20 protein-coding genes are annotated in these 21,942 nt (G+C 47.2%); all 20 read right to left on the bottom strand.

Annotation, left to right across the window (positions count from 1 at the left end; translation table 11 throughout):
• Nucleotides 1-297: 297 nt before the first annotated feature.
• The 20 genes from glyS to ACWNM1_RS07235 all read right to left on the bottom strand — a co-directional run bounded on the left by glyS (nt 298) and on the right by ACWNM1_RS07235 (nt 21,939).
• Complete coding sequence (gene glyS, locus ACWNM1_RS07330) at nt 298-2,373, bottom strand: glycine--tRNA ligase subunit beta (RefSeq protein ID WP_449600494.1); 2,076 nt, start codon at nt 2,371-2,373, stop codon at nt 298-300.
• Nucleotides 2,366-3,253 carry a glycine--tRNA ligase subunit alpha gene (gene glyQ, locus ACWNM1_RS07325; RefSeq protein WP_042130314.1) on the bottom strand — a complete coding sequence of 296 codons (888 nt, stop codon included), beginning with the start codon at nt 3,251-3,253 and terminating at the stop codon, nt 2,366-2,368. Before glyQ ends, glyS begins: the two co-directional genes overlap by 8 nt.
• A 424-nt stretch (nt 3,254-3,677) precedes the next feature.
• Nucleotides 3,678-4,433: a DNA repair protein RecO gene (recO, locus tag ACWNM1_RS07320; RefSeq protein ID WP_042190931.1), complete on the bottom strand. Its 756-nt coding sequence runs from the start codon at nt 4,431-4,433 to the stop codon at nt 3,678-3,680.
• A gap of 36 nt (nt 4,434-4,469) precedes the next feature.
• Nucleotides 4,470-4,613, bottom strand: a complete 144-nt coding sequence (locus ACWNM1_RS07315) for a YqzL family protein (RefSeq protein WP_076117313.1) — start codon at nt 4,611-4,613, stop codon at nt 4,470-4,472.
• A gap of 109 nt (nt 4,614-4,722) precedes the next feature.
• Nucleotides 4,723-5,616, bottom strand: coding sequence for a GTPase Era (era, locus tag ACWNM1_RS07310; RefSeq protein ID WP_042190933.1), 894 nt, complete (start codon nt 5,614-5,616; stop codon nt 4,723-4,725).
• Nucleotides 5,617-6,193: 577 nt separating this feature from the next.
• The gene (locus ACWNM1_RS07305; protein ID WP_042130321.1) at nt 6,194-6,613 is read right to left on the bottom strand and encodes a cytidine deaminase; all 420 of its coding nucleotides are present in this window, start codon (nt 6,611-6,613) and stop codon (nt 6,194-6,196) included.
• A 206-nt stretch (nt 6,614-6,819) separates the two neighbouring features.
• Nucleotides 6,820-7,215, bottom strand: a complete 396-nt coding sequence (locus ACWNM1_RS07300; RefSeq protein ID WP_449600493.1) for a diacylglycerol kinase family protein — start codon at nt 7,213-7,215, stop codon at nt 6,820-6,822.
• Complete coding sequence (gene ybeY / locus ACWNM1_RS07295; protein ID WP_449600492.1) at nt 7,215-7,712, bottom strand: rRNA maturation RNase YbeY; 498 nt, start codon at nt 7,710-7,712, stop codon at nt 7,215-7,217. Before ybeY ends, ACWNM1_RS07300 begins: the two co-directional genes overlap by 1 nt.
• Nucleotides 7,709-9,964 (bottom strand): HD family phosphohydrolase, encoded by a 2,256-nt coding sequence (locus tag ACWNM1_RS07290; RefSeq protein WP_449600491.1) that lies wholly within the window; start codon nt 9,962-9,964, stop codon nt 7,709-7,711. Before ACWNM1_RS07290 ends, ybeY begins: the two co-directional genes overlap by 4 nt.
• Before the next feature lie 14 nt (nt 9,965-9,978).
• Nucleotides 9,979-10,950, bottom strand: a complete 972-nt coding sequence (locus tag ACWNM1_RS07285; protein ID WP_042190944.1) for a PhoH family protein — start codon at nt 10,948-10,950, stop codon at nt 9,979-9,981.
• Between the two features lie 15 nt (nt 10,951-10,965).
• Complete coding sequence (gene yqfD / locus ACWNM1_RS07280; protein WP_449600490.1) at nt 10,966-12,147, bottom strand: sporulation protein YqfD; 1,182 nt, start codon at nt 12,145-12,147, stop codon at nt 10,966-10,968.
• Complete coding sequence (gene yqfC, locus ACWNM1_RS07275; protein WP_060621997.1) at nt 12,144-12,437, bottom strand: sporulation protein YqfC; 294 nt, start codon at nt 12,435-12,437, stop codon at nt 12,144-12,146. Before yqfC ends, yqfD begins: the two co-directional genes overlap by 4 nt.
• A gap of 171 nt (nt 12,438-12,608) precedes the next feature.
• Nucleotides 12,609-13,160, bottom strand: a complete 552-nt coding sequence (locus ACWNM1_RS07270) for a hypothetical protein (protein WP_449600489.1) — start codon at nt 13,158-13,160, stop codon at nt 12,609-12,611.
• A gap of 17 nt (nt 13,161-13,177) precedes the next feature.
• A complete protein-coding gene (gene floA, locus ACWNM1_RS07265; RefSeq protein WP_042190951.1) occupies nt 13,178-14,179 on the bottom strand; it encodes a flotillin-like protein FloA in 1,002 nt (333 codons plus the stop codon).
• A gap of 63 nt (nt 14,180-14,242) precedes the next feature.
• The gene (locus tag ACWNM1_RS07260) at nt 14,243-15,607 is read right to left on the bottom strand and encodes an NfeD family protein (RefSeq protein WP_449600516.1); all 1,365 of its coding nucleotides are present in this window, start codon (nt 15,605-15,607) and stop codon (nt 14,243-14,245) included.
• Nucleotides 15,608-15,844: 237 nt separating this feature from the next.
• Complete coding sequence (locus ACWNM1_RS07255) at nt 15,845-16,288, bottom strand: GatB/YqeY domain-containing protein (RefSeq protein ID WP_042190953.1); 444 nt, start codon at nt 16,286-16,288, stop codon at nt 15,845-15,847.
• 15 nt (nt 16,289-16,303) lie between these two features.
• Nucleotides 16,304-16,477, bottom strand: coding sequence for a 30S ribosomal protein S21 (rpsU, locus tag ACWNM1_RS07250; protein ID WP_036657994.1), 174 nt, complete (start codon nt 16,475-16,477; stop codon nt 16,304-16,306).
• Nucleotides 16,478-16,616: 139 nt separating this feature from the next.
• Nucleotides 16,617-16,976, bottom strand: coding sequence for a histidine triad nucleotide-binding protein (locus tag ACWNM1_RS07245; RefSeq protein WP_042130338.1), 360 nt, complete (start codon nt 16,974-16,976; stop codon nt 16,617-16,619).
• Nucleotides 16,977-17,342: 366 nt separating this feature from the next.
• Nucleotides 17,343-20,756: an AAA family ATPase gene (locus ACWNM1_RS07240; RefSeq protein ID WP_449600488.1), complete on the bottom strand. Its 3,414-nt coding sequence runs from the start codon at nt 20,754-20,756 to the stop codon at nt 17,343-17,345.
• Between the two features lies 1 nt (nt 20,757).
• Nucleotides 20,758-21,939: an exonuclease SbcCD subunit D gene (locus tag ACWNM1_RS07235; RefSeq protein ID WP_449600487.1), complete on the bottom strand. Its 1,182-nt coding sequence runs from the start codon at nt 21,937-21,939 to the stop codon at nt 20,758-20,760.
• Between the last annotated feature and the right edge of the window lie 3 nt (nt 21,940-21,942).

The raw sequence follows: 21,942 nt of genomic DNA, 5'->3' as shown, positions 1-21,942 counted from the left end.
CTTATAGATGTTGTTCAAAAAGCTGCCCTTTGATCACGAAGTCTAATCTTAAGAAGCAATATCGATGTCGAATCTTGAATTCAGCCGGGATCTCCGGTGCTCACGTAGATAATGCCTACGCTCCGCTCCTCCCTCCCTAGCTTCATCCAACCTTCTTGGTGCTGAAAGGTCATCTTTTTGAACCTCAATTTTATAGATGTTGTTCAAAAAGCTGCCCTTTGATCACGAAGTCTAATCTTAAGAAGCAATATCGATGTCGAATCTTGAATTCAGCCGGGAACAGCGGTGCTCAGTCCTTTACCAGACGAGCTTACCAAAATCAGCAAACGCCTTGGAGTCAGCATCAATACCAGCTAGCAAAGCTAAACGGTTAGCACGTACCTGCTCATCCTCTGCCATAACCATAACGGAATCGAAAAATGCTGTAACAGCATCTTTTAGACCCGAGAGAATACGGAGTGCTTCTTCGGCATTATTCGCGGACATCGCTTCAAGATACGGTGTGTGTAATTCCTGCCATGTATTGTACAGCTTCAGCTCAGCATCTTCTTTAAGTAAAGAAGGATCAATCACTTCACTGGTTGCTTTAGCTGCCAAGTTACTGACACGAGTGAGTGAATCTACTGTAATTTTAAAGTCTGCTTGGTCTAACACAGCACCCATAAGCGCACGGCTTCTGCCCACAACATCTACCACGTTGTCAAAGCCAGCTGCTGTAACAGCGTCCACAACATCATAGCGTACATTGTCGGATAAAAGTCGTTTAACACGCAGACCGAAGAACTCGTACAGGTTTATACGTAGTTCATCATCAGAATGTTTCGAATTCCCTGAATTTTTATGAATTTCAATGGCTGCTTCAAAAATCTCGCGCAGCGTAATCGGCAATTTATGCTCCAGCACGATTTGAACAATCCCAGCAGCCTGGCGACGCAGTGCGTAAGGGTCCTGTGAGCCTGTTGGGATAATACCGATGGAGAAGCAACCTACAATCGTATCGATCTTATCCGCAATGCTGACAACTGAACCGGCATCCGTCGATGGTACTGCATCACCCGCGAACCTTGGCTGATAATGCTCGAAGATTGCTTTTGCCACAGTTTCAGGTTCTCCTGCTTTGCGTGCATAATCTTCACCCATGGTGCCTTGAAGTTCTGGGAATTCATAAACCATTTGAGTCACAAGGTCGAATTTGCAAATATCAGCAGTCCGACTTACTTCAGAAAGGGTTATATCAGACAATCCCAACTTTACAGCAAGACGATCAGAGATTTGGCGAATACGACGCACTTTATCTCCAACACTGCCAAGCTCTTCATGGTAGACGATATTCTCCAATTTGGCTAGTGCATCATCAATCTTCATTTTTTGATCTTCTTGATAGAAGAATTTGGCATCTGATAGACGAGCACGGAGTACCTTCTCATTACCCTTAGCAATAACATCCAAAGATACTGCATTCCCGTTACGCACCGTTACGAAGAAAGGTAGAAGTTTGCCCGCTGCATCAAATACCGGGAAATACCGCTGATGCTCACGCATCGAAGTAATCAGCACATCCTGTGGAATGTTCAAGAAAGATGGGTCGAAGGTTCCGAATAACACGGTTGGTGTTTCAACTAGGAACAGTACTTCCTCCAAAAGATCCTCTTTGATCGCAATCGTCCAGCTTTTTTCTTCAGCCAATTGATTGATTTGTTTCAGGATCAATTCTTCCCGTTCCTTCACGTCTACAAGGACATGCTGCGCACGCATGCTCTCAACATATTGTGCAGGCTCCGAAATTACAGTATCTGTACCCAGAAAACGATGTCCACGGCTCACATTACCCGCTTTTACATCCGTAATTTCCAAATCAATAATATCTTTCCCGAAAAGAGCAACTAACCAGCGGATCGGACGCACGAATTTAAAATCGTAAGCTCCCCAACGCATGTTTTTCGGAAAAGTCATCGCATTTACAATCCCTAAAAGCCCTTCTGAAAGAAGCGAAGCTGTCTCTACCCCAGCACTATTTCTAGTAGCATATATATACTCTACTCCAGCTAGCTCTTTGAACGTAAATTGCTCCGGAGACACACCCTGACTACGGGCAAATCCTAAAGCAGCTTTGCTCCAGTCTCCGTTTGCATCCAGTGCGATTTTGCGTGATGGTCCTTTGACTTCTTCGCTGATATCCTCTTGCTTCTCAGCTGCATCCTTAACAAAAACAGCGAGACGACGTGGCGTTGCATAAGCAGTAACTCCAGCATGGGTAATCCGTGCAGAATCCAACCACTTGGATGTTCTATCTTGCAGCTGTTCCATCGCAGCGCGGATAAAACGTGCAGGAATTTCCTCCAGACCGATCTCAAACAGGATATCTTTAGACACGGTCAGCACCTTCTTTCTTCAGCAGCGGGAAGCCAAGCTTCTCGCGTTCCTCAAGATATGTTGCCGCTACAGAGCGGGCAAGATTACGCACTCGGGTAATAAATCCAGTCCGTTCAGTAACACTGATGGCTCCACGTGCATCCAGCAGATTAAAGCTATGTGAGCATTTCAACACGTAATCATAGGCAGGGAACACAAGATGCTGCTCCATCGCTCTACGCGCTTCTTCTTCGTACATGTTGAACAGTGAAAATAGCATTTTTACATCAGATACTTCAAAGGTGTAAGTAGAATGTTCAAACTCCGGTTGATGAAAAACATCACCATAAGTCATGCCGCTAACCCATTCAAGATCAAATACATTTTCTTTATCTTGAATGTAGGATGCTAGCCTCTCCATTCCGTAAGTAATTTCTACGGCAACTGGATTGGCCTCAATTCCACCGACCTGTTGGAAGTACGTAAACTGAGTGATTTCCATACCATCTAGCCATACTTCCCATCCTAGACCTGCACAACCCAGTGAAGGGTTCTCCCAGTTATCCTCAACAAAACGGATATCATGCAAGAGCGGATCAATGCCGAGTGCTTTCAAGCTATCCAAGTAAATCTCTTGAATGTTATCAGGCGATGGTTTGATAATGACTTGAAATTGATGATGCTGATACAGACGGTTCGGATTCTCCCCATAACGTCCATCGGATGGACGACGTGAAGGCTCTACGTACGCAACTCTCCATGGTTCAGGACCTAGTGAGCGTAAAAATGTCATAGGGTTCATCGTGCCGGCGCCTTTTTCAGTGTCATAAGGCTGTACGATAATACAGTTCTGTTCAGCCCAGAACTGCTGCAGCGTCAAAATCATCTGCTGAAAGTTCATAATACCGTCTCCTTCGCTTTACAAGTTTTTTAGTTCATCTTGCTTAAAACTTCTTACCATGGAGGCGGCATTTTTCGCTCTGACAGCAACAAAAAACCCCCGCCCCCATGCCTGATTAACAGACATAGGGACGAGAGCTTAACTTATTCTCCCGCGGTTCCACCCTACTTGATTCCAATCCTTGATTCAGCAATATCACTTGCTAAAGACAAGAACGAAATCCACTTTCATTCGCCGTATCCGTACTCCCGGGTGCCATATTCATGAACATTGTCACGCCAGGCTCTCACTACCCCCAGCTCGCTGAATCGCGACAATATCGCTCATTACTTTCCCGATCAGTGCACGTTCTCCCGAAGTGGAGCAAAACGGCGATAATCTTATAATTAAACTGTTCCTATAGTAACGGAAAAATCAGATTTCGTCAAATCTTGTACTTGTCGAGCTGATCCAGGAAATTCTGTGATTTTAGCTTTAATCCAAGCTGCACATCCATAAAGGCTCGCATAATTTTTTTCAGCTCATCACGGCTACTTTCTTTGACATCGACATTCCCTAATCTAGTTAGATCAAGTCTGGCGAATAAGCGTAGTAATTTCAACGCACGAGCAGAGACCTCCATTGCTGGAGGATCATTATGTTTACAGCTGCGGCAGAGCGCTCCACCAAGGCGAGGGCTTATCAGCAGTTGTTCATCAGGCTTTTCAGCTCCACATATTACACAGGTGTCGAATTCTGGACCATAACCGGCTGCTTGCAAAATCTTCATTTCATAAACATTTATGATAACTCCAGGTTCCTTATCTTCTTCAAGTGCGTTCAAGCAGGCCGTAAGCTGGCGAAACCAGAAGCTCCCCGTCTCCTCATCATGCAGGACTTTATCAAGCAGTTCACAAGCGTATGATGCATATGCTGCTTTAATCAAATCCTCACGCAGAGGGTGGTGAGACTTCGTGATCTCGCCGGAATTCAGCGTTCCAAGACCTCCGTTATTTCTAAAAAAAACAAATTCCCCGACGGTGAACAGCTGGATCAGGGCAGCATGGCGGCTCTTAACCTTCTTAGCACCTCGTACCAGAACTCCTACTTTCCCGGCGTTCTCGGTGCAAAGCGTAATAATTGCGTTCCCCTCGCCGTAGTCCATGCTGCGGATGACGATCCCTTCCACCCTGTGTAGCATGCCTCTTCCCCCAACCATTCGGCAAGCAACCAGTCCTTATTGCGCTTCTTCATCACAGACCTTCTCTTCTTCCACTAGCTGTAATCCACTGTCTTCAAGTGGATAGCCAGCTTCCTTGTATAGCAGGTAAGCATCGACGTCTCCTGTCATTGCAAAATACTTCCACGAAAAGTTTCGCATTCGTATTCATCCTTTCTTGGGAAAGACGATGTCTCTTCATGAATTAGGATGTGCGATGAGCCAGGTTCTATCCTTGCAATTCCTGCCAAACAAGGAATGACGGATAATCTTAAAGGTCTTTATGGAAGCCCAAATCCCGCAGAACGCGGTCCTGATTACGCCAGTCTTTTTTCACTTTTACCCATAGCTCCAGAAAAATCTTCGAACCCAAAAGATTCTCAATGTCTGTCCGAGCGCGTCTACCAACCTCTTTAAGCAGCGCACCTTGCTTACCGATAATGATCCCCTTCTGAGAATCACGTTCAACAAAAATAACGGCAGACACATGCACTACACCATTCGGCTCAACCCTCATATCTTCGATAGCCACAGCAATGGAATGCGGTACTTCTTCGCGCGTCAAATGCAGAATCTTCTCACGAATTAGTTCTGCGCACACAAATTGCTCAGGGTGATCCGTAATTTGATCTTCTGGGTAGTATTGCGGACCTTCTGGTAAATACTTAGCGACTTGCTCTAACAGCGTGTTAACATTGCTACCCATCTTAGCAGAAATTGGAATGATTTCAGCAAAGTTATGCAGCTTGTTATACTGAGCCATAAGTGGGAGCAATGCTTCCGGCTCTATTTTATCGATCTTGTTGAGTACAAGAATAACTGGCGTCTTAAGTCCGTTTAATTGCTCAGCAATGTATCGGTCTCCACCGCCCAAACCATCTGCAGCATCCACAAGGAACAGCACAGCCTCAACTTCACCCAGCGTGCTCATTGCAGTTTGGTTCATGTAGTCGCCTAGCTTGGACTGTCTTTTATGAATACCTGGTGTGTCCAGGAACACGATTTGCGAATTATTCGTTGTATAGACCCCATGGATTTTGTTTCTAGTGGTCTGTGGCTTATCCGACATGATTGCAATCTTCTGTCCAATAACCTGGTTCATGAGTGTCGATTTACCTACGTTCGGTCTGCCGATAATTGCGACAAAGCCTGATTTGAATTTCATATTATCTTCCTTCCATACTTTCCTTCTAGTTCAATCCTTTTCAATCATACAATCTTCTTCAATCATTCAATCTTTTTTTAAAACCTTTATCGATCCCCCTAAATCCCCCTTAGCCAAGGGGGACCCCAAGGGCCCCGGCCCTCTAGACACCCGGAAATAGGCGTACCTGCAACGTTTGGCGGGATTAGAGGGACGATGTTGCATGAGCGCTTTCGTCCCCTGTTGGGGACACGCTTCACTGTCGCTTATTAACACGGTTCGCATTAAGCTCACCATGGATAAAGATTACTGAGATGCAGCTTACAGGCAGTGTTTCAAGTTACGATGTGCAAAGAATCGCTAGCGGCGTTGCCGCGGCGCTTACCTCGTAATGTTACTCTAACAACACATAATTTGCATCATTCTGCCTTAATTGATGATGACTGTACACTTTTAATTGTACTTTGTACAACTAATTTGAGTTTGAGTTTGAGTTTATGTTTCGGTGTTTTAGTTGTATTCTGTGCAATTAAAGTAGCAACCTTCGTCTAACTATACCTGATTTGCCTTTAAACAGGCATTAAATCAAACTCTCATTTTACTCTGGAGCTTGTCCTTGCTTCAGATCTACGGGACCAAAAGCGCCGGGAAGTAATTCTCCCACCGTGGTCTCAACTATATCGCCCTTCATGTTTCCAAGGATAACCTTCATGTCGGGTGAACACAACTCAATCATAACTTGGCGGCACACACCGCAAGGTGATACGGGACCATCGGAATCAGCAACAACGGCAATTGCCTTGAAAGAACCGATAGCATGACCGTCGGCGATAGCACGGAATAAAGCTGTCCGCTCCGCACAATTCGTTGGGCCAAAAGCAGCGTTTTCTACATTACACCCGTGATGAATATGACCATCCTGATCAAGGAGGGCGGCTCCTACTCCGAATCGGGAGTAAGGAATATATGCCTTAGCACGTGCTTTTATCGCTTCTTGCATGAGAAGAGCGGAATCCATATTTGGGTCCTCCTAAGGTTTTGTTTAGCGCTACATCGTGGAATCACTTCGTACAAAACTCACTTCGGAAGCATCCACTTAGTTTTGTTGGCATCACTTCATTGAATTTTCTTCGTACAAAACTTTCTTCCTAAACATCCAGTAACCAAAGAGACGGAATCGCAAAACGCGGGTCCGCCTCTCCCCTGAATTGAATTGTAACCTGATTATGACATAAGTCCGGTAATCCAGTCCATCACCGGGTGGTAAAAAACATAGACCCCGACTAAGACAGCAAACACCGCCGTAAGAAGCACAGCTCCTGCGGCGGTATCTTTTGCTCTCTTAGCCAGTGGGTGAATCTCCGGCGAGATCAGGTCTACCGTCGCTTCAATTGCTGTATTGAGCAACTCGGCGGTTAAGACAAGCGTGATGGAGAAGAGCAGCAACATCCAACTGGCCAGCGGAAGTCTGAACACGGCAGCGGCAAGAAGTACAACCACAGCCAAACAGCAATGCACCTTCATGTTAAGCTCGGATTTGAATGCCGACACGATGCCTTGCGATGCAAACCGAAAAGAGTGCCAGAACTTCTTATGTCCTACCGCCGTGTTCTTCACCATTAGCGAGTCAACCCAACCTGAGCTAGTACTTTCTCTTGCTTAGACATCATTTCAGCCTCTGAAGCTTCATCCTGATGATCATATCCTAACAAATGTAGAAATCCGTGCACAAAGAGGAAACCAAGCTCACGCTCCAGCGAATGACCATATTCCTGTGCTTGCTCCTGAGCACGAGTTACGGAAATGATAATATCTCCCAGTACATCCGGAACATCTTCCAGCGCTTCGCCTTCTTCTACTTCGTATATAATGTCCATCTCGTCCTCTCCGCTTTCATTCATCGCAAAAGAAAGTACGTCCGTCGGACGGTCAATTCCCCGGTATTCCAAGTTCAACTCATGAATACTAGTGTTATCGACAAAAGTAAGCGCAACCTCTCCCTGATCGATCCCTTCCGCTTCACCTGCTTTTTGCAAAATGCTCTCCAGCAGTGCTATGAGATCGTCCTTTATCTCGTATTCTTCTTGCTCGTTATCCCAAACGATCTCCAAACTCATGGGTTAGCTGCCCCTTCCTCTTTTTTCGGCTTACGCACATCTTCTGGGTATTCGATCCGTGAATGGAAGATCCCCATGACCGTTTCTTTCAGCGTCCGTGCAATAATGTCCAATTCTTTAATCGTTAAATCACATTCGTCAAACTGATGATCATCCAGTCGACTTTTAATTATTTTCTCAATCATCGTTTCCACCTGAAGGACGGTTGGTTTGCGCAAGGATCGCACCGCAGCTTCAACACTGTCGGCAATTCCTACAACAGCCGATTCCTTCGACTGAGCTTTCGGGCCAGGATAACGGAAATCTTCCTCGGTAAAATCAGGCTCTACACCTTTTTCTTCCGCCAGCTTCAGGGCTTTATGGTAAAAATAATGCAGGAACGTCGTCCCATGATGCTGCTCAGCAATATCACGAATCGGTTTGGGCAGCTTATATTCTCGTTGCATTTCCACCCCATCGCGGGCGTGAGCTACAATGATAGATTTACTAAGCTTCGGTTCAATAGAATCATGTGGGTTTTCCATATTATTCTGATTTTCAATAAAATAAAACGGACGTTTTGTTTTACCAATATCATGATAATACGATCCTACCCGGCACAATAGGCCATCTGCTCCAATCGCTTCTGCGGCCGCTTCTGACAGGTTACCTACCATTACGCTATGGTGATAGGTTCCTGGTGTTTCCGTAAGAAGCTTGCGCAATAAGGGATGGTTCGGATTAGACAACTCTACCAGCTTCAGGGCAGATAGAATACCAAAGGTAGCTTCAAAGAAAGGCATCAGACCAATCACAAGCACTGCAGTCAAAAGCCCACTCGCAAAAGCAAAACCAACGGCATACAGCGTGCTTACATCTTTCCATTCACCACCAGCTAAGAGGGTCAGCATAAAGACGGTCACACAGCCAAAAAGGGATACCATAATCCCGCCTTTTAATAATGTGGAACGCTGGCCTGCACGATGAGTGGCAAAAATAGCTACATAACAAACAACAATTGAAAAGAAGCCAAAGGTAAAATCAAACACCGAATTCTGCTGAACATTCAAAATGATACTGGCGAGTATACTGATCAGAATAGAACAGAAATACGCTAATGTCATATCCAGAAGCATGGTAATCAGCATAGCACCAATGGCTACTGGAGCCAGATACCCGAGATAGGAATGGACATCCGTCTGCAAAATTGCGGTCAACCGCATGGAGATGATCGTAATAACAAACACAAGCACCAGCATTAATAACTGGGAATTATTATACTTGAAGCCGGCGGTTCCGCCAGAGTAACGGATAAACACCATTAGACCCGCAGATAGCATGGTAGCAAGTAATAGCAATCCAACCTGAGGCCAATAATTGACCACATTACTTAAAAGGCCATTTTCATCTAAAAGGGTATATAGCTCCGGGGTAATTTTCTGCCCTTTAGCGACGAGCACATCTCCTTGCTCAATGAACACATTAGGTGTGTTCTCACGAGCCTGCACCTTAGCTTCCTTCGTAGCATCCTCATCATAGAACTTGTTGCTTGAAATCACTAACCGCACCAGCTCCTGTACAACCTCACGTGCTGTACGCTGACTGAGGGAGCTAATACTGACTTGCTCTGCTACCTTGGCACGCGCAGTCTGAGCATCCATGATTTGATCATTCATAAGCCTGGTTACGATGTCACGAGCGACCGGCTTCATTTCGATAATGTCTTGAGAGGTCAGACGCGGAATCTTGATGTAGGTCTCCTCAGGAATGACATAAGCCTGATCCTTGATGACAGATTGCATTTCCTCCAACAAATGATCAGAATAAGTCCCATTTCCCCGATTAGAAGCTACGAAGTTCAAGACAAAGTCACTGGCTCTACGCGGAATTTCCTCACGATAAATAGTTGTCTTATCCGTTTGTGAAATCAGATCATCCTGATTGAGACGATCAATCCGATCCAGTAAAGAAGTCACAAGGTTATCCGCCCTCATGGGGATGATCTTGTATTTCAGATCCACTCTCTCAGCAGCTTCTTCCGCCGCCTTTAGCGTTGCCTTCTTGTCCAAAATTTGCTTAGGCGAAATAATCTCCTTCGCGCTGAGCGTATTCTCTTTTATATCGTACCGCTTAGGTAGTAGATCGGGCGACAGACTGAAGTAGAACACAAGTCCGAGTAACAGGAAAAGAGCATAGCGTGTCACCGCGCTATACTTCCATCCGTTGTTCGTATATACAAATCCGCTTAATTTAGATGGTTGCTTTGAAGCCATGAAGACAATCCCCTTTATTGGAGGTTTTCGGCAGAGCGGTCATAGGCAACGATAATTTTCTGCACCAGGGAATGCCGTACTACATCCTGCTCCGCAAAATAAACAAAACCGAGTTCTTCTATGCCGGATAAAATCGCTTTAGCCTCAATCAAACCGGATTTCTTGCCGCGAGGCAGGTCAATCTGGGTAACGTCACCCGTAATCACCATTTTGGACCCGAAGCCGAGTCGAGTCAAAAACATTTTCATTTGCTCAGGCGTTGTATTCTGGGCTTCATCCAAAATAATAAATGAATCATCCAGCGTACGACCACGCATATAAGCGAGCGGAGCAATTTCAATCAATCCCCGTTCAAGTGCCTTAGCCACCTGATCGGGCCCCATAACGTCGTATAAGGCGTCATATAACGGACGGAGGTATGGATCTACCTTTTCTTGCAAATCCCCTGGGAGGAACCCTAGACTCTCTCCTGCTTCTACTGCTGGGCGCGTAAGAATGATACGCTTAACAGAACCTTCTTTAAGTGCCGTAACTGCAAGCACTACCGCCAAGTAGGTCTTACCCGTTCCTGCAGGACCGATTCCGAATACAATATCACGCTTCTTGATTGTTGTCACATAATGCTTCTGGCCAATCGTTTTGACACGGATAGGCTTTCCACGAAAAGTTGTTGTAATTTCTCCCTTGAACAAATCGAGCAATTGATCGACCCGAAAATCTTTCGCCAGCTCCACAGCGTACTGCACATCACGTTCAGTAAGTATGTAACCGCTCCGAATGAGGGACAGCAACACATTAAACAATTGTCCCAGCATGTCTACTTCCCGCTCCGCACCACGTATCGTTAACTCTGCTTCACGGGAATCAATAATAGCAGGAATTTCACTCTCGATGATTTTTAGGAATCCATCTTGCGGGCCGAACAGCGATTGCGCTTCTCCCGCATTTTGCAAAGTAATACGAATGCTTGCAGTCTGTTCTGACAAGTAGCCTCATTCTCCTCAATTGTTTACTATTGGCAGTTCTTCGGAAATTTTTTCTTCTACTTCAAAGATCACTTTCATATAAACTTTACCATTCTCTTTCTTCTCATGCAAAACTTTTTGACTTTTGATGACGCTATCAACGCCATAACGCGCCAAAATATCATTCTTCGCTCGCTCTATTCCCTTTTCAAATCCAGCCTCTGGAGTTAATGTCTCACTTGTTTCACTAATCTCCATTTCTTTCTCAGTCATTAGGCCCAGCGGCAGCTTAATGGACCGCCAGGACAGCGGATCTTGCTCAGTAAGTGTTCGTGATTTCTCAAAAGGAGAATCGCCATAGCCCCATAGCTGGATAGCCCATTTACCAAGCACCAGATAGGTTCGATCTTTACGCTCCCCTGTATATGAGCTATTTATTGTTGTAAGAGGCACCTCTATATTGTATTCATGCCACACTAGACCCTTAACCTCACCTTTAGCCACCACATACTGTACATTCTCTTCGTCGCCTAAAGCACCTGAGATCAGGATATCCCCTTTTTTAACCCGTGAGTTACGCGCTACAACCGGTCTGCCCTGCTCCGCATATATTTCAGTTACCACCGCATCTGTTCTGCTAATCAAATGCCGCTGACTAAGTAGAGGTTTGATATCCGGCTGTTTAGATTCTACCACCTGAATTTTAATGCTCGTCCCCGTCCGCTGCACCCCTATCCATGAAACGCCAGGTAATTGGGCTAGGAGCCCCTTAGAGAGCTTGTCCGGCTCATCCAGACGCCATATCCATTGAAAAGGATACACCCCCTCCTGGCGAGCAGCTGCCAATATATCCTCGGAGGCAATTTTTTCATTCCCCTCGACTCTAATGCTCCATACCATCGTGGATAACATAAAGAGCATAATCCCGAATATCAATATTCCCATGCCAAAAAATTTACGTTTCCAGAGCCGCGCCATCAAAAAAGGCAGTCCGCTTCTTCCTGTAACGTGCATCCGACAGCCTGTCTTCTTTAAAATCGGACGGAGGACATAAAAATCATTCAGAAGCAGCTTAAGGGAAGCGCCGCCCTCAGCGGGCCTCACATCCCAAATCACTATACCTGCTTCAGAAATGACATTAATGAATCTCTCCACCTGAGGCCCCGTCACATGCAGTGTAACGAATCCCCGCAGTGATGAAAGAGGTGGTTCCTTCATGATTTCCCCTCGCTTTCTTTATATCTGATCTCTCCGATAATGCCTTCTACTGCCAGCTCCTGACCAAGAATATTGCGAATGACAAGATCCTCGCCTGTGATTTCAAGCGATCCTTTAGCTAACGCGAGCTTAAGCTGGCCTGAGGAAAAATGCAGCACGCCGCGATGATTCTCGATATACAGTTCCTTATTGCCGATCAGGGTGATCCGGGGCATTTCCTGTAGTAAATCCTGTGGTAAATCCAACACCCCGTTTGTCCATCCCCGCAGCCTGCGGCCAATACGGGTCATAAGTAGACGCTCCCCCTTCCTGCCTTCTGTACACCTTATGCGGCAACGCTTTTGTTTATGAGAAGAACTCATAAAGGAGCACCTTTCAGGTATAAAAAATGCAAAAAAAAGCCTTGGCGTCCTATCGTAAAGAAAGGAAAGCCAAGACTTAATTGTTACAATGACCGAAAATTACGATCTTCGGCTGGAATGCGGCTGGCGAGCGCGCGGAGGTCCCAAAATTTCCGCCCAAACCACACCATTGCGCAGCTCATCCCTATTCCCTGTTCGATTTGACTGAACAGCTGTGTCAGAGGATGAACTCTTCGTCTTCTTCGACTTGGAATCCGCTCCTGCAATTCCATCGAAAGCAGCTTGAAGACGCCGCACCTCTTCCTGCATTCTTTGCGTGCGCAATTCAACTCCGTCATCAGCGTACTCCAAAGACATACCTTCTCCAGTAGAATAATCTGGTGTTGGGATGTACGCAGGCTCTGGAAAGGCAGGTGATGCATCATACTCACGGGAGGATGTAGTAACTGGAGTAGGAAACCCACTACTAGATTGCTCTGGTTGCTCTTTGTTCCCGTCTACATCCTTATTACGGCGGAGAGGATTCCCTTCACCTCCACCAAAAGTCGGCATCCCTCCGCGTGTAGTCCCTTTGGGTTTGTTCTTCGTGGCCTTGTTCACATTGGATACAATCGCGAAGATTATAACCGCAACAATATAGATCCAGCTCATGGAGATTCACATCCCCTTTATTTATTATTGTTTGGACGGTTATTGTCGTCCTGATCATTCATTTTACCGAGGGAACCGCGCATTTGAGTATCGGCCTCGATGTTTTTGATATTCATATAATCCATCACACCAATTTGACCATTTCTGAGCGCCTCAGCCATCGCCATAGGTACCTGAGACTCGGCTTCCACAACAAGCGCCTTCATTTCAACTACGCGTGCCTTCATCTCTTGCTCATGAGCGACAGCCATTGCTCTGCGCTCTTCAGCCTTGGCTTGTGCAATACGTTTATCCGCTTCTGCTTGTTCGGTTTGCAGATAAGCACCGATATTCTTGCCGACATCAATATCCGCAATATCAATGGAGAGGATCTCAAAGGCAGTACCTGAATCCAGACCTTTGGACAATACCGTCCGAGAAATCAAATCCGGGTTTTCCAAGACATCTTTATGTGAATCACTTGAACCTACTGTCGTTACAATCCCTTCACCAACACGGGCAATGATCGTTTCTTCACCCGCACCACCCACGAGACGGTCGATATTGGCACGTACAGTTACACGTGCTTTTACCTTGACTTCAATCCCGTTTTTAGCGACAGCAGCAACAACTGGTGTTTCAATTACACGAGGGTTAACGCTCATTTGCACAGCCTGAAGCACATCGCGTCCTGCAAGATCAATAGCCGCTGCGCGTGTAAATTCCAAAGGAATATCTGCACGTTGTGCTGCAATAAGCGCATTAACCACCCGGTCTACGTTACCACCTGCGAGATAGTGACTCTCCAGTTGATTAATATTCAGTCCAAGACCTGCCTTAGTCGCTTTAATCATTGGATTAACGATTCGACTTGGTGTTACACGACGCAATCTCATCGCCACCAGCGTAATAATACTAATTCTAACGCCCGACGCCAATGCAGAAATCCAGAGCATGACCGGGAAGAAGCTTAAAAAGACACTCAACAAAATGACTACGACTACCGCAATCAACAAAAAAGTAATTAAAGATGCTTCCATAACTTTACAACCTCCAATAAATTATTGTGGAGCTACTATTCGCCATACCCTTTATCTTTTACCTTATTCCTTAATTTCCTTCACTACAATCCGTCCGCCCTCAACTTTTACAACAGAGACCGGTGCATTAACGCTAATAAAGCTGCCTTCAGTAACGACATCTACTCGCTCGCCGCCAATCATAGCCGTTCCGGCTGGACGAAGTGGAGTAATACTGTTTCCTATAGCTCCAACTAAACTTAACTTCTCTTCAACAGGTACAAATCCCTGATCTTTAGAGAGCGTATCCTTTAAAATAAACCTATTCCAAATTCCACGTTCTTTAAATGCGACAGCCACAATCACAATGACTACTGTTGCAGCCGCGAATGCGATACCGAGACTAAACAATGCATGTGTGAAGCTGTATGCTGCGCGTACGACACCTGCCACAAGGCTCACGGAACCGAGTATCCCCAATATCCCAAAGCTCGGCACGAATAGCTCCAGCACAAGCATGACAAGTCCGATTATGAACAAAAGCCAAGTCTCTGATCCGGCAAACCCTGCTACAGAATTTCCGAAAAAATATAAAACAAAGGCTAATGTCCCAATAATCCCAGGTGCACCAAAGCCCGGAACGATTAACTCAATCACAATGCCTGTAATCCCGATGAACAACAGAATCGTCATAATAATCGGATTCGTCAGAAATTGCGACATTTTCTCGGCACCCGTATGCTCCACACGAAAAATGTCATCTGTAGTATACCCTAGCCAAGTAATTGCATCTTCTGGAGTGGTTGTAATTTGATCAGCATAACCAGCTTTTAAAGCTTCGTCACTAGACAAGGCAATAATTTCGCCCTGCGCTTTAGATACGCCAAGATCTGGCTTATCCACAACCAAATTACTATCGACCATTCCCGCAGCAACATCAGGATCACGCTCATTTAGAGCAGCGGCTCCAATCATTTTTGATTTCCAGTAGGACACCATCTTCGCGTCATCTACTTTCTGGCCGCTACTATCTACTAGAGATGCAGAACCGATCATGCTGCCCGGCTTCATGATGATTGCACCTGCGTTAAGTGCTATGTAACTGCCTGCGGAAGCGGCATCACCTTTAATAAAAGCAGCCGTAGGTATGTCACTATCTCTTACCATCGTCCCAATCTGTTCTGCTGAACTCACCAGTCCACCCGGTGTATCCACCTCCAGTAAAATTAGAACCGCTCCGTAATTAGCAGCTTCTGCGAACCCTCTTTCCAAAAAGCTTTGCAGACCTCTTTCAATTTTCTGATCAACCGGAATAATAAACACAGGGCCTTTCTTCATCTCGCCATTCGTAGCTTTCGGTGCTTTTGGTGCTGTTACATCAGCGCTTACATTCGGGATAAACGGTGTTAAGAGCAGTAACAGTAAAACAACGGGAATGCTGGCTAACATAATTTTCCGTAATCTTTTCAATGTTTTTACCTCCCTTCTTCAACTTGACCCGGGACACATAAACTTTATTACGTTGTAAGCGTAATTACGTTTCAAAACAAGCTAAAACGCCTACAACGTCCAATTAGGGACGGTAAGCGTTTATGCGAGAATTATAAGGATAAAGTGTGGTGTGAAACTAATAATTCTTATAATTCAAAGAAAAGCACCCCTTTTACAAGGGGTGCTGGCGCTATATTATTGCAGAAATTGCTGAACCGCTTGGTTCACGAGTTTACCATCGGCGCGACCTTTGACCTTAGGCATCAGTGCGCTCATGACCTTACCCATTTCACTTTTCGAAGAAGCACCGGTTTCCTGGATGGTCTGCTGTACAATTGCTTTAATTTCTTCTTCGGAAAGTTGCTCGGGAAGATACTTAATAATAATCTCGATTTCTGCCTTCGTACTCGCGGCAAGCTCATCGCGACCCGCTGATTCAAATTCTTGGAGGGCATCTTTGCGCTGTTTGATTTCACGACTAAGGATATCAAGCACTTCGTTGTCGTCCAATGTTCTCTTCAAATCTATTTCAAGATACTTTATTGTAGAACGAACCATTCGAATCGTGGAGAGCGTGAACTTGTCCTTACTCTTCATCGCTTGCTTCATATCTTCGTTCAATCTCTCGCTAAGATTCATGCGTGGGTAATCCTCCTAAAACTTTCTCTTACGAGCAGCCTCAGACTTCAGCTTTTTCTTAACGCTTGGCTTTTCGTAATGTTTGCGTTTCTTCACCTCAGCCAAGACACCATCTTTTGCGATGGAACGTTTAAAGCGACGAAGTGCAGCATCAATTGTCTCGTTTTTGCGAACTTTCGTTTCAGACACAGTTTCCCCTCCCTCCGACCATACCGTCCAAGAGCATAACACGGTTTATCAAATTCCATTATAGGTCAAACGGAAATAGGGTGTCAACCTTCGTGTTATTCTTTTTTTCTGGCAAGTTCTTCAACATTTAATGATTGTACTATGCGTGAGAAGCTGAGTTTCCTGTGAGAGCTCCCAGCTTGGCCCCACCAAGCAAGTGATAATGAAGATGAGGCACAGCTTGTCCACTATCTGGACCACAATTATTGATCAAACGATAACCAGACTCGGCAATCCCAAGGTCGATAGCGATCTGTTGCGCTACACTGTGAATTTCTGCAATTAGCGGAAGATCCTCAGGTGTGACATCATTCATGGAAGCAATGAACTTCTTTGGAATGATCAACACATGTACCGGTGCAGCCGGCTCGATGTCGTAGAATGCAAGAATACGTTCGTTCTCAAATACTTTTTTGGAAGGAATAGTACCCTCAATAATTTTGCTAAACACGGTCTCCATAGAGTGCTTGCCTCCTAAAAATTGGTGAAATTTCACTTCATCATAAGACAATCATACAGGATAATCACCAATTACGAAAGACGCTAGAAGATTCAACATCCACACTCTAAAACTGTATCTATAACAGAATGAAATCCGTTTACAAATGAAGTTGAGCTATATATATACCCGTAGGGCCTAAAAAGGCAAAAAAAAGAGAAACACCCTTCACAGCTTATAAAGCTGATTCGGCGGCGGACGTATGAAAAGGAGTACATTCCCGGTCATACGTCCGCCGAGGTGTTTCTAAAGTAATGTCGGCTTAGCTGTATTATAACAGCGCGTTGATGCTGTATCTGTGATATCGATCACACAGTATAAAATGCTTCACATTTTTTCCAAAAGGATACGAGATCCCCCTCCACCTTGTTCAGCAGGAACTACCACCAGCTTGCGTGGCAACCTTGCACGAAGCTCTGGAACGTGACTGATAATGCCGACAGACAGCTGGTCATTATGCAACCTTTCAAGTGAAGTAATCACTGTATCCAGCAGCTCTGGGTCGAGAGTACCAAACCCTTCATCTAGGAAGAAAAATTGCAACGGATATTGCCCACGCAGTTGGATCTGAGCTGAAAGAGCAAGTGCCAGCGAAAGGGATGTTAGGAAGGTCTCTCCACCAGACAGGGTTGAGACAGGTCTTCTCACCCCGCCGTTCCCGTCATCACGGATCACAAAGCCGCCACCCGAATCAACTTCCAATGCATAACGCTGCTTACTCAGGAATCGAAGCCGCTGGGAAGCGGACTGACACACCTGCATCAATTGTTCCTCCGCAATGTACTCAACAAAGGCGTTCCCACGTAAGACCGTCTGTAGTTTGGAGAGTTGATCTTGCATAGATGCGTGCTCAATCCGCTTAGCTTCGAGCTCCATCCAGCGAATATGTCGATGCCGCAGGTCCTCCAGATCACGCTCTGCACGTGCTCTTGCCTGAAGAGATACTTCATCCTCAGCCCTGCTTTCTCTTAAGATCCCCTGACTTTCTTGCCATTCTTCTTCACTTAAGCTGGCTCCGTCAAGCTTCTCCTCAATATTACGCAGTTGCAACAAGACCTCAGCTTCTTCGGCACGATGAGCACGTACGCGGGAAGAAGCCATTTCCCTTGCTTCGGATGTGAGCGCTGCTCCTTCAATCTCAGTGGCTGAACTAAATGGTGAAGAAGCCAAGCTTTGTTCCCAATGACTGGTAGCTGCTAGGTAATGTTCACGCGCAGATTCTGCAGCCTGGCGAGTAATTGCTGCTTCCTTAACCTCATGCTGAGCCTTCTCCGCCGCTGCAAGATGTGACTGCTTGCTTGTCTCCAGAGCAGTTAACAATTCCTGCAGACGTCCTTCACATTCCGCTAGAAGAGGAGCAGCAGCACGACCATTCGTCCACTCCAGTAGACGCTGATCTTTTTCACGCTGCAATTCTTCCTTGCCTTCGATCTGTGTGATCCACTGAGCCAGCTCTTTATCCAGCCCCGTTATGGTCTCTTGAAGGTTCTGCACTGAAGCACTTTTCTCCTCCAGAAACTTGACACTGATATCAAGACGAGATCTAATTTCTTCAGCTTGTGCATCCTTAGCTAACAGATCACGGTAAGCTTGTTCCACTTCTCCCGGTGCCAGATCCTGGAACTGCTGTGTCCAGCTCTGCCGTAGAGCCGTCAGCTGGGCGCTGAGTTCCTCAGTTTTGGCAGTAATTCCTTCTACCCAGCTCCGTTCACCTGCGACACCTGCCGCTTCTTTGAGACACAGCTGCTGGACCTCCTGCATCGATTGCTGCCACTGTACCGCAGTACGGCGTAGTTCACCTGACTGTCCTTTTAATGCCAAATGTGCAGCTTCAAGTTCTGCCAAGACTTTTTCATCTGGAATGATTAAATCGGTGGAAGTAACTGCACTACTTACTTCTGAACCTGCAGCTGCAGGGTGATTTGCCGCTTCGATGACTTCATTTCCAAATACCTGCTCCAGCCATACTTGATCCTGTTCACGAAGACCACGGAACAGATGACGAGCTTCCAAAGCCCGTCTAGACAATGTCCGGACTTGCTGAAGCTTCATTTCCAGTTCTTGTTGCTCTAAGCTATCCTGCAATAATGCAGGTGCAGGATGATGCTCGCTGCCGCATACAGGGCAGGGTTGTCCTTCTTCCAGCTCCTTAGCTAGTGCTAACGACAGTCTATGAAGCTCTTGATCCTTCATAGCCGCTTCCAAAGTGCTGACATGTTGCTCCAGGCGCTCCGCTGCGGCACGCGCATCTTCTTCTGTCGCCAGCAGCTTCTCTTGATGCAGCGCCGCCTCGCGGATCAGTTGCCCGCGAGCAGCTTCCTGCAGCTCGCGACGGCCCTCGGCCTCCGCGAGCCGCGCCTGCGCAGCCGCGAGGGCAGCGGCACGCTCGCGGCGCTCCTTCTCCGCCTTATCCCACTGGGATTCGGCGGAGTGCAGCCCTTGCAGTCTCTGCATCGCTTCTTGCAGAGACTGCCGCTCCTGGGAGCGGACACCGAGCGGCTGCAAGCTCAGCTGCAGCTCTTGCTGGCGCTTTTGGCCCTTGGCCAAAAGCTCACGCTCCCGGTCCATACCCTCCCGCAGCTCCGCCAGCTTGCGGGAGGCCTCTTCGCGGCGCTCGCGCAGAGCCGCGAGTTCGCGCCGCAGCGCCCCGAGCTCGAACTCGAGCTCGAGCGCGCGGCGGTAGGTGCCGGCCCCCTCCCGGAGGGCCGGCTCTTCCGCCGCAAGCGCGGCCTGCGCAGCAGCCGCGGCGGCAGCGGCACGCGCCGCCTCCTGCTCGGCGGCGGCGGCCAGCACCTCTTGGCCCTCCGCGCGGGCCAATCGGCTCTTAAAGGCTTCTTCCGCGCTGCGCCATGCTTTCAGTGCAGGAAGCCTTGCCTCGGCCTCGTCAGCTTGGCCGAGCTTCCGTTCAAGGAGGAGGATCTCCTCCTCCTTGGCGAGCAGCCCCTGCCGCTGTAACTCGCGGCGAGTCCGTTCCTCTTGGAGCTCGCGTATACGCGCGAAACGCTCCGAGACCTGCAGCGCCGCCTCCAGTTTGCGGCGGCATTCCGCAGCATAAAGGGTGGCCTGCTCGAGGCGCTCCGCCGCTGCCTCTACATCCCCTTTGCCTGCGCTGCCAAGACCCTGCTGCTCAGCTTCCAGCGCGCGGAGCGCAGCCTCATTTTCCTTCACCCGGCGACTAAGCTTAATTGCCAGCTGATCGCCATATTGTTCCAGATGGAACAGGCGTTGCAGCATTTGCCGTCGATCTACGCCACGAAGTGATAAGAATTCGGCAAATTTCCCCTGCGGCAATACAACCGCTCGCGTGAAGTCATCCATTTTCAGACCGATATGCTCCTCCACGCAGCGCGTAACATCTGCGAGCTTATCCGCCATAACGTTATCTCCGTCAGATGTAATTTCGATGAAACGGCTAATCGTGTTGCTGACGGTTTGCTCTCCTGTACGTTTGAATTTACGTTCAACCCGGTAACGGTGTGCTCCCGCGGAAGAAGTGAGCTCAAAGGTAAACGCTACGCTGAGTGAATCTTCAGAGTGGTTCATAATCCCCTGTGTTCCATTAACTGCACGTTCCACTTTCCCGTACATCGCCAAAGTAATAGCATCCAGCAAGCTAGACTTGCCGCTGCCCGTAGGTCCAAAAATTCCAAACAGACCCGTCTCACACAGACTTTCAAAATCTATTTCTTGCATTTCTCTATAACTCTGTAATCCTGCTACTTTTAATAGAATAGGTTTCACCTTAGTTCTCCTCTCCTTCCTCTGGCTGACGCCGTTCTTCTTCAGTTAGTTGTAAGAACAGCTCTATCAAGCTATCTTCCGGTTCCGCTCCACCTGTCTGACGCTGATAGAATTTACGGAACAATTCTTGCACCGGCATACGCGAACGGGAAGTCTGTTCAAGCTCCATCTCCATTTGCGGGTAAATTGGACGAATATGAATGATTCCCTCGCGTGACTTGCGCAGGCGCTGTATATCATTCATCGACATGGCTTCACTAAGCCGAATCTCCAAATCTATAAAAGCAGAAGCATCTCTACCTTCATCCAGCCAGTTATATACCTCCTGCAATCCACCAGTGGAGCTCCATCTTACAAGCGGACGTCCACAGCGGAGGTAAATTTCTTCGAAGATTGGCTCACCGCCCGGCGCAACATCAATCAGCGTTACCGATTTGGCCTGTCCTGCTTCAGAAAAACTGTATGCCAACGGGGAGCCGCTGTAACGGATCATTCCTTCCCCTTTGACACGCTGAGCGCGATGAAGATGACCAAGTGCAGAATATTGCGCTCCACAAGCCAAAGCAGAAGGATCAACGGTATACGCTCCGCCTACTTGAATCGGACGTTCTGAATCACTTTCCACCCCACCGAGCACATAAATATGGCTCATCGCTAAATTTACGGTCTGCGGTGTGAATTCCCGTCCCAACAGCTGCATGAGCTTGCCTACCCGTGCGCTGTAAGCCAGTCGAAGCTCCTCTTCTCCGCTATCTCCTGCAAGTAGTTCACCGAGACGTGCCTCGGAGGGATAAGGAAGAGCTGCGATTTTAGCGATCTCACCCGTGCGTGCAGCATGAACAGTCACTGGCTCTGAGGTAGGAAGCCCCACTAATGTAATCCCCTGCCTTAATACAAGCGGTGAAACTGAAGATACGCGCTCCGGTTGATCATGATTTCCGGCGATCACAACAAGGGGCCTGCCCCCTGAAGTCAGCCTTGCGGCAGCCTCATAGAATAGTTGTTCTGAAGCCGCTGGTGGATTAACGGAATCGTACACATCTCCCGCCATCATTATCAAATCCACTTTATGAAAATCGGCGATCTCCACCAATTCATCTATGAACTGCTCTTGCTCCTTCTGCCGGCTTCTTCCTTCCAGCGTTCGGCCGAGGTGCCAATCTCCCGTATGCAATATCCGCATCTT

This window comes from Paenibacillus sp. Marseille-Q9583 (genome assembly GCF_976954365.1).
Note: the sequence above shows the minus strand (reverse complement) of the source record. Positions and strands in the feature narration are given on the sequence as shown.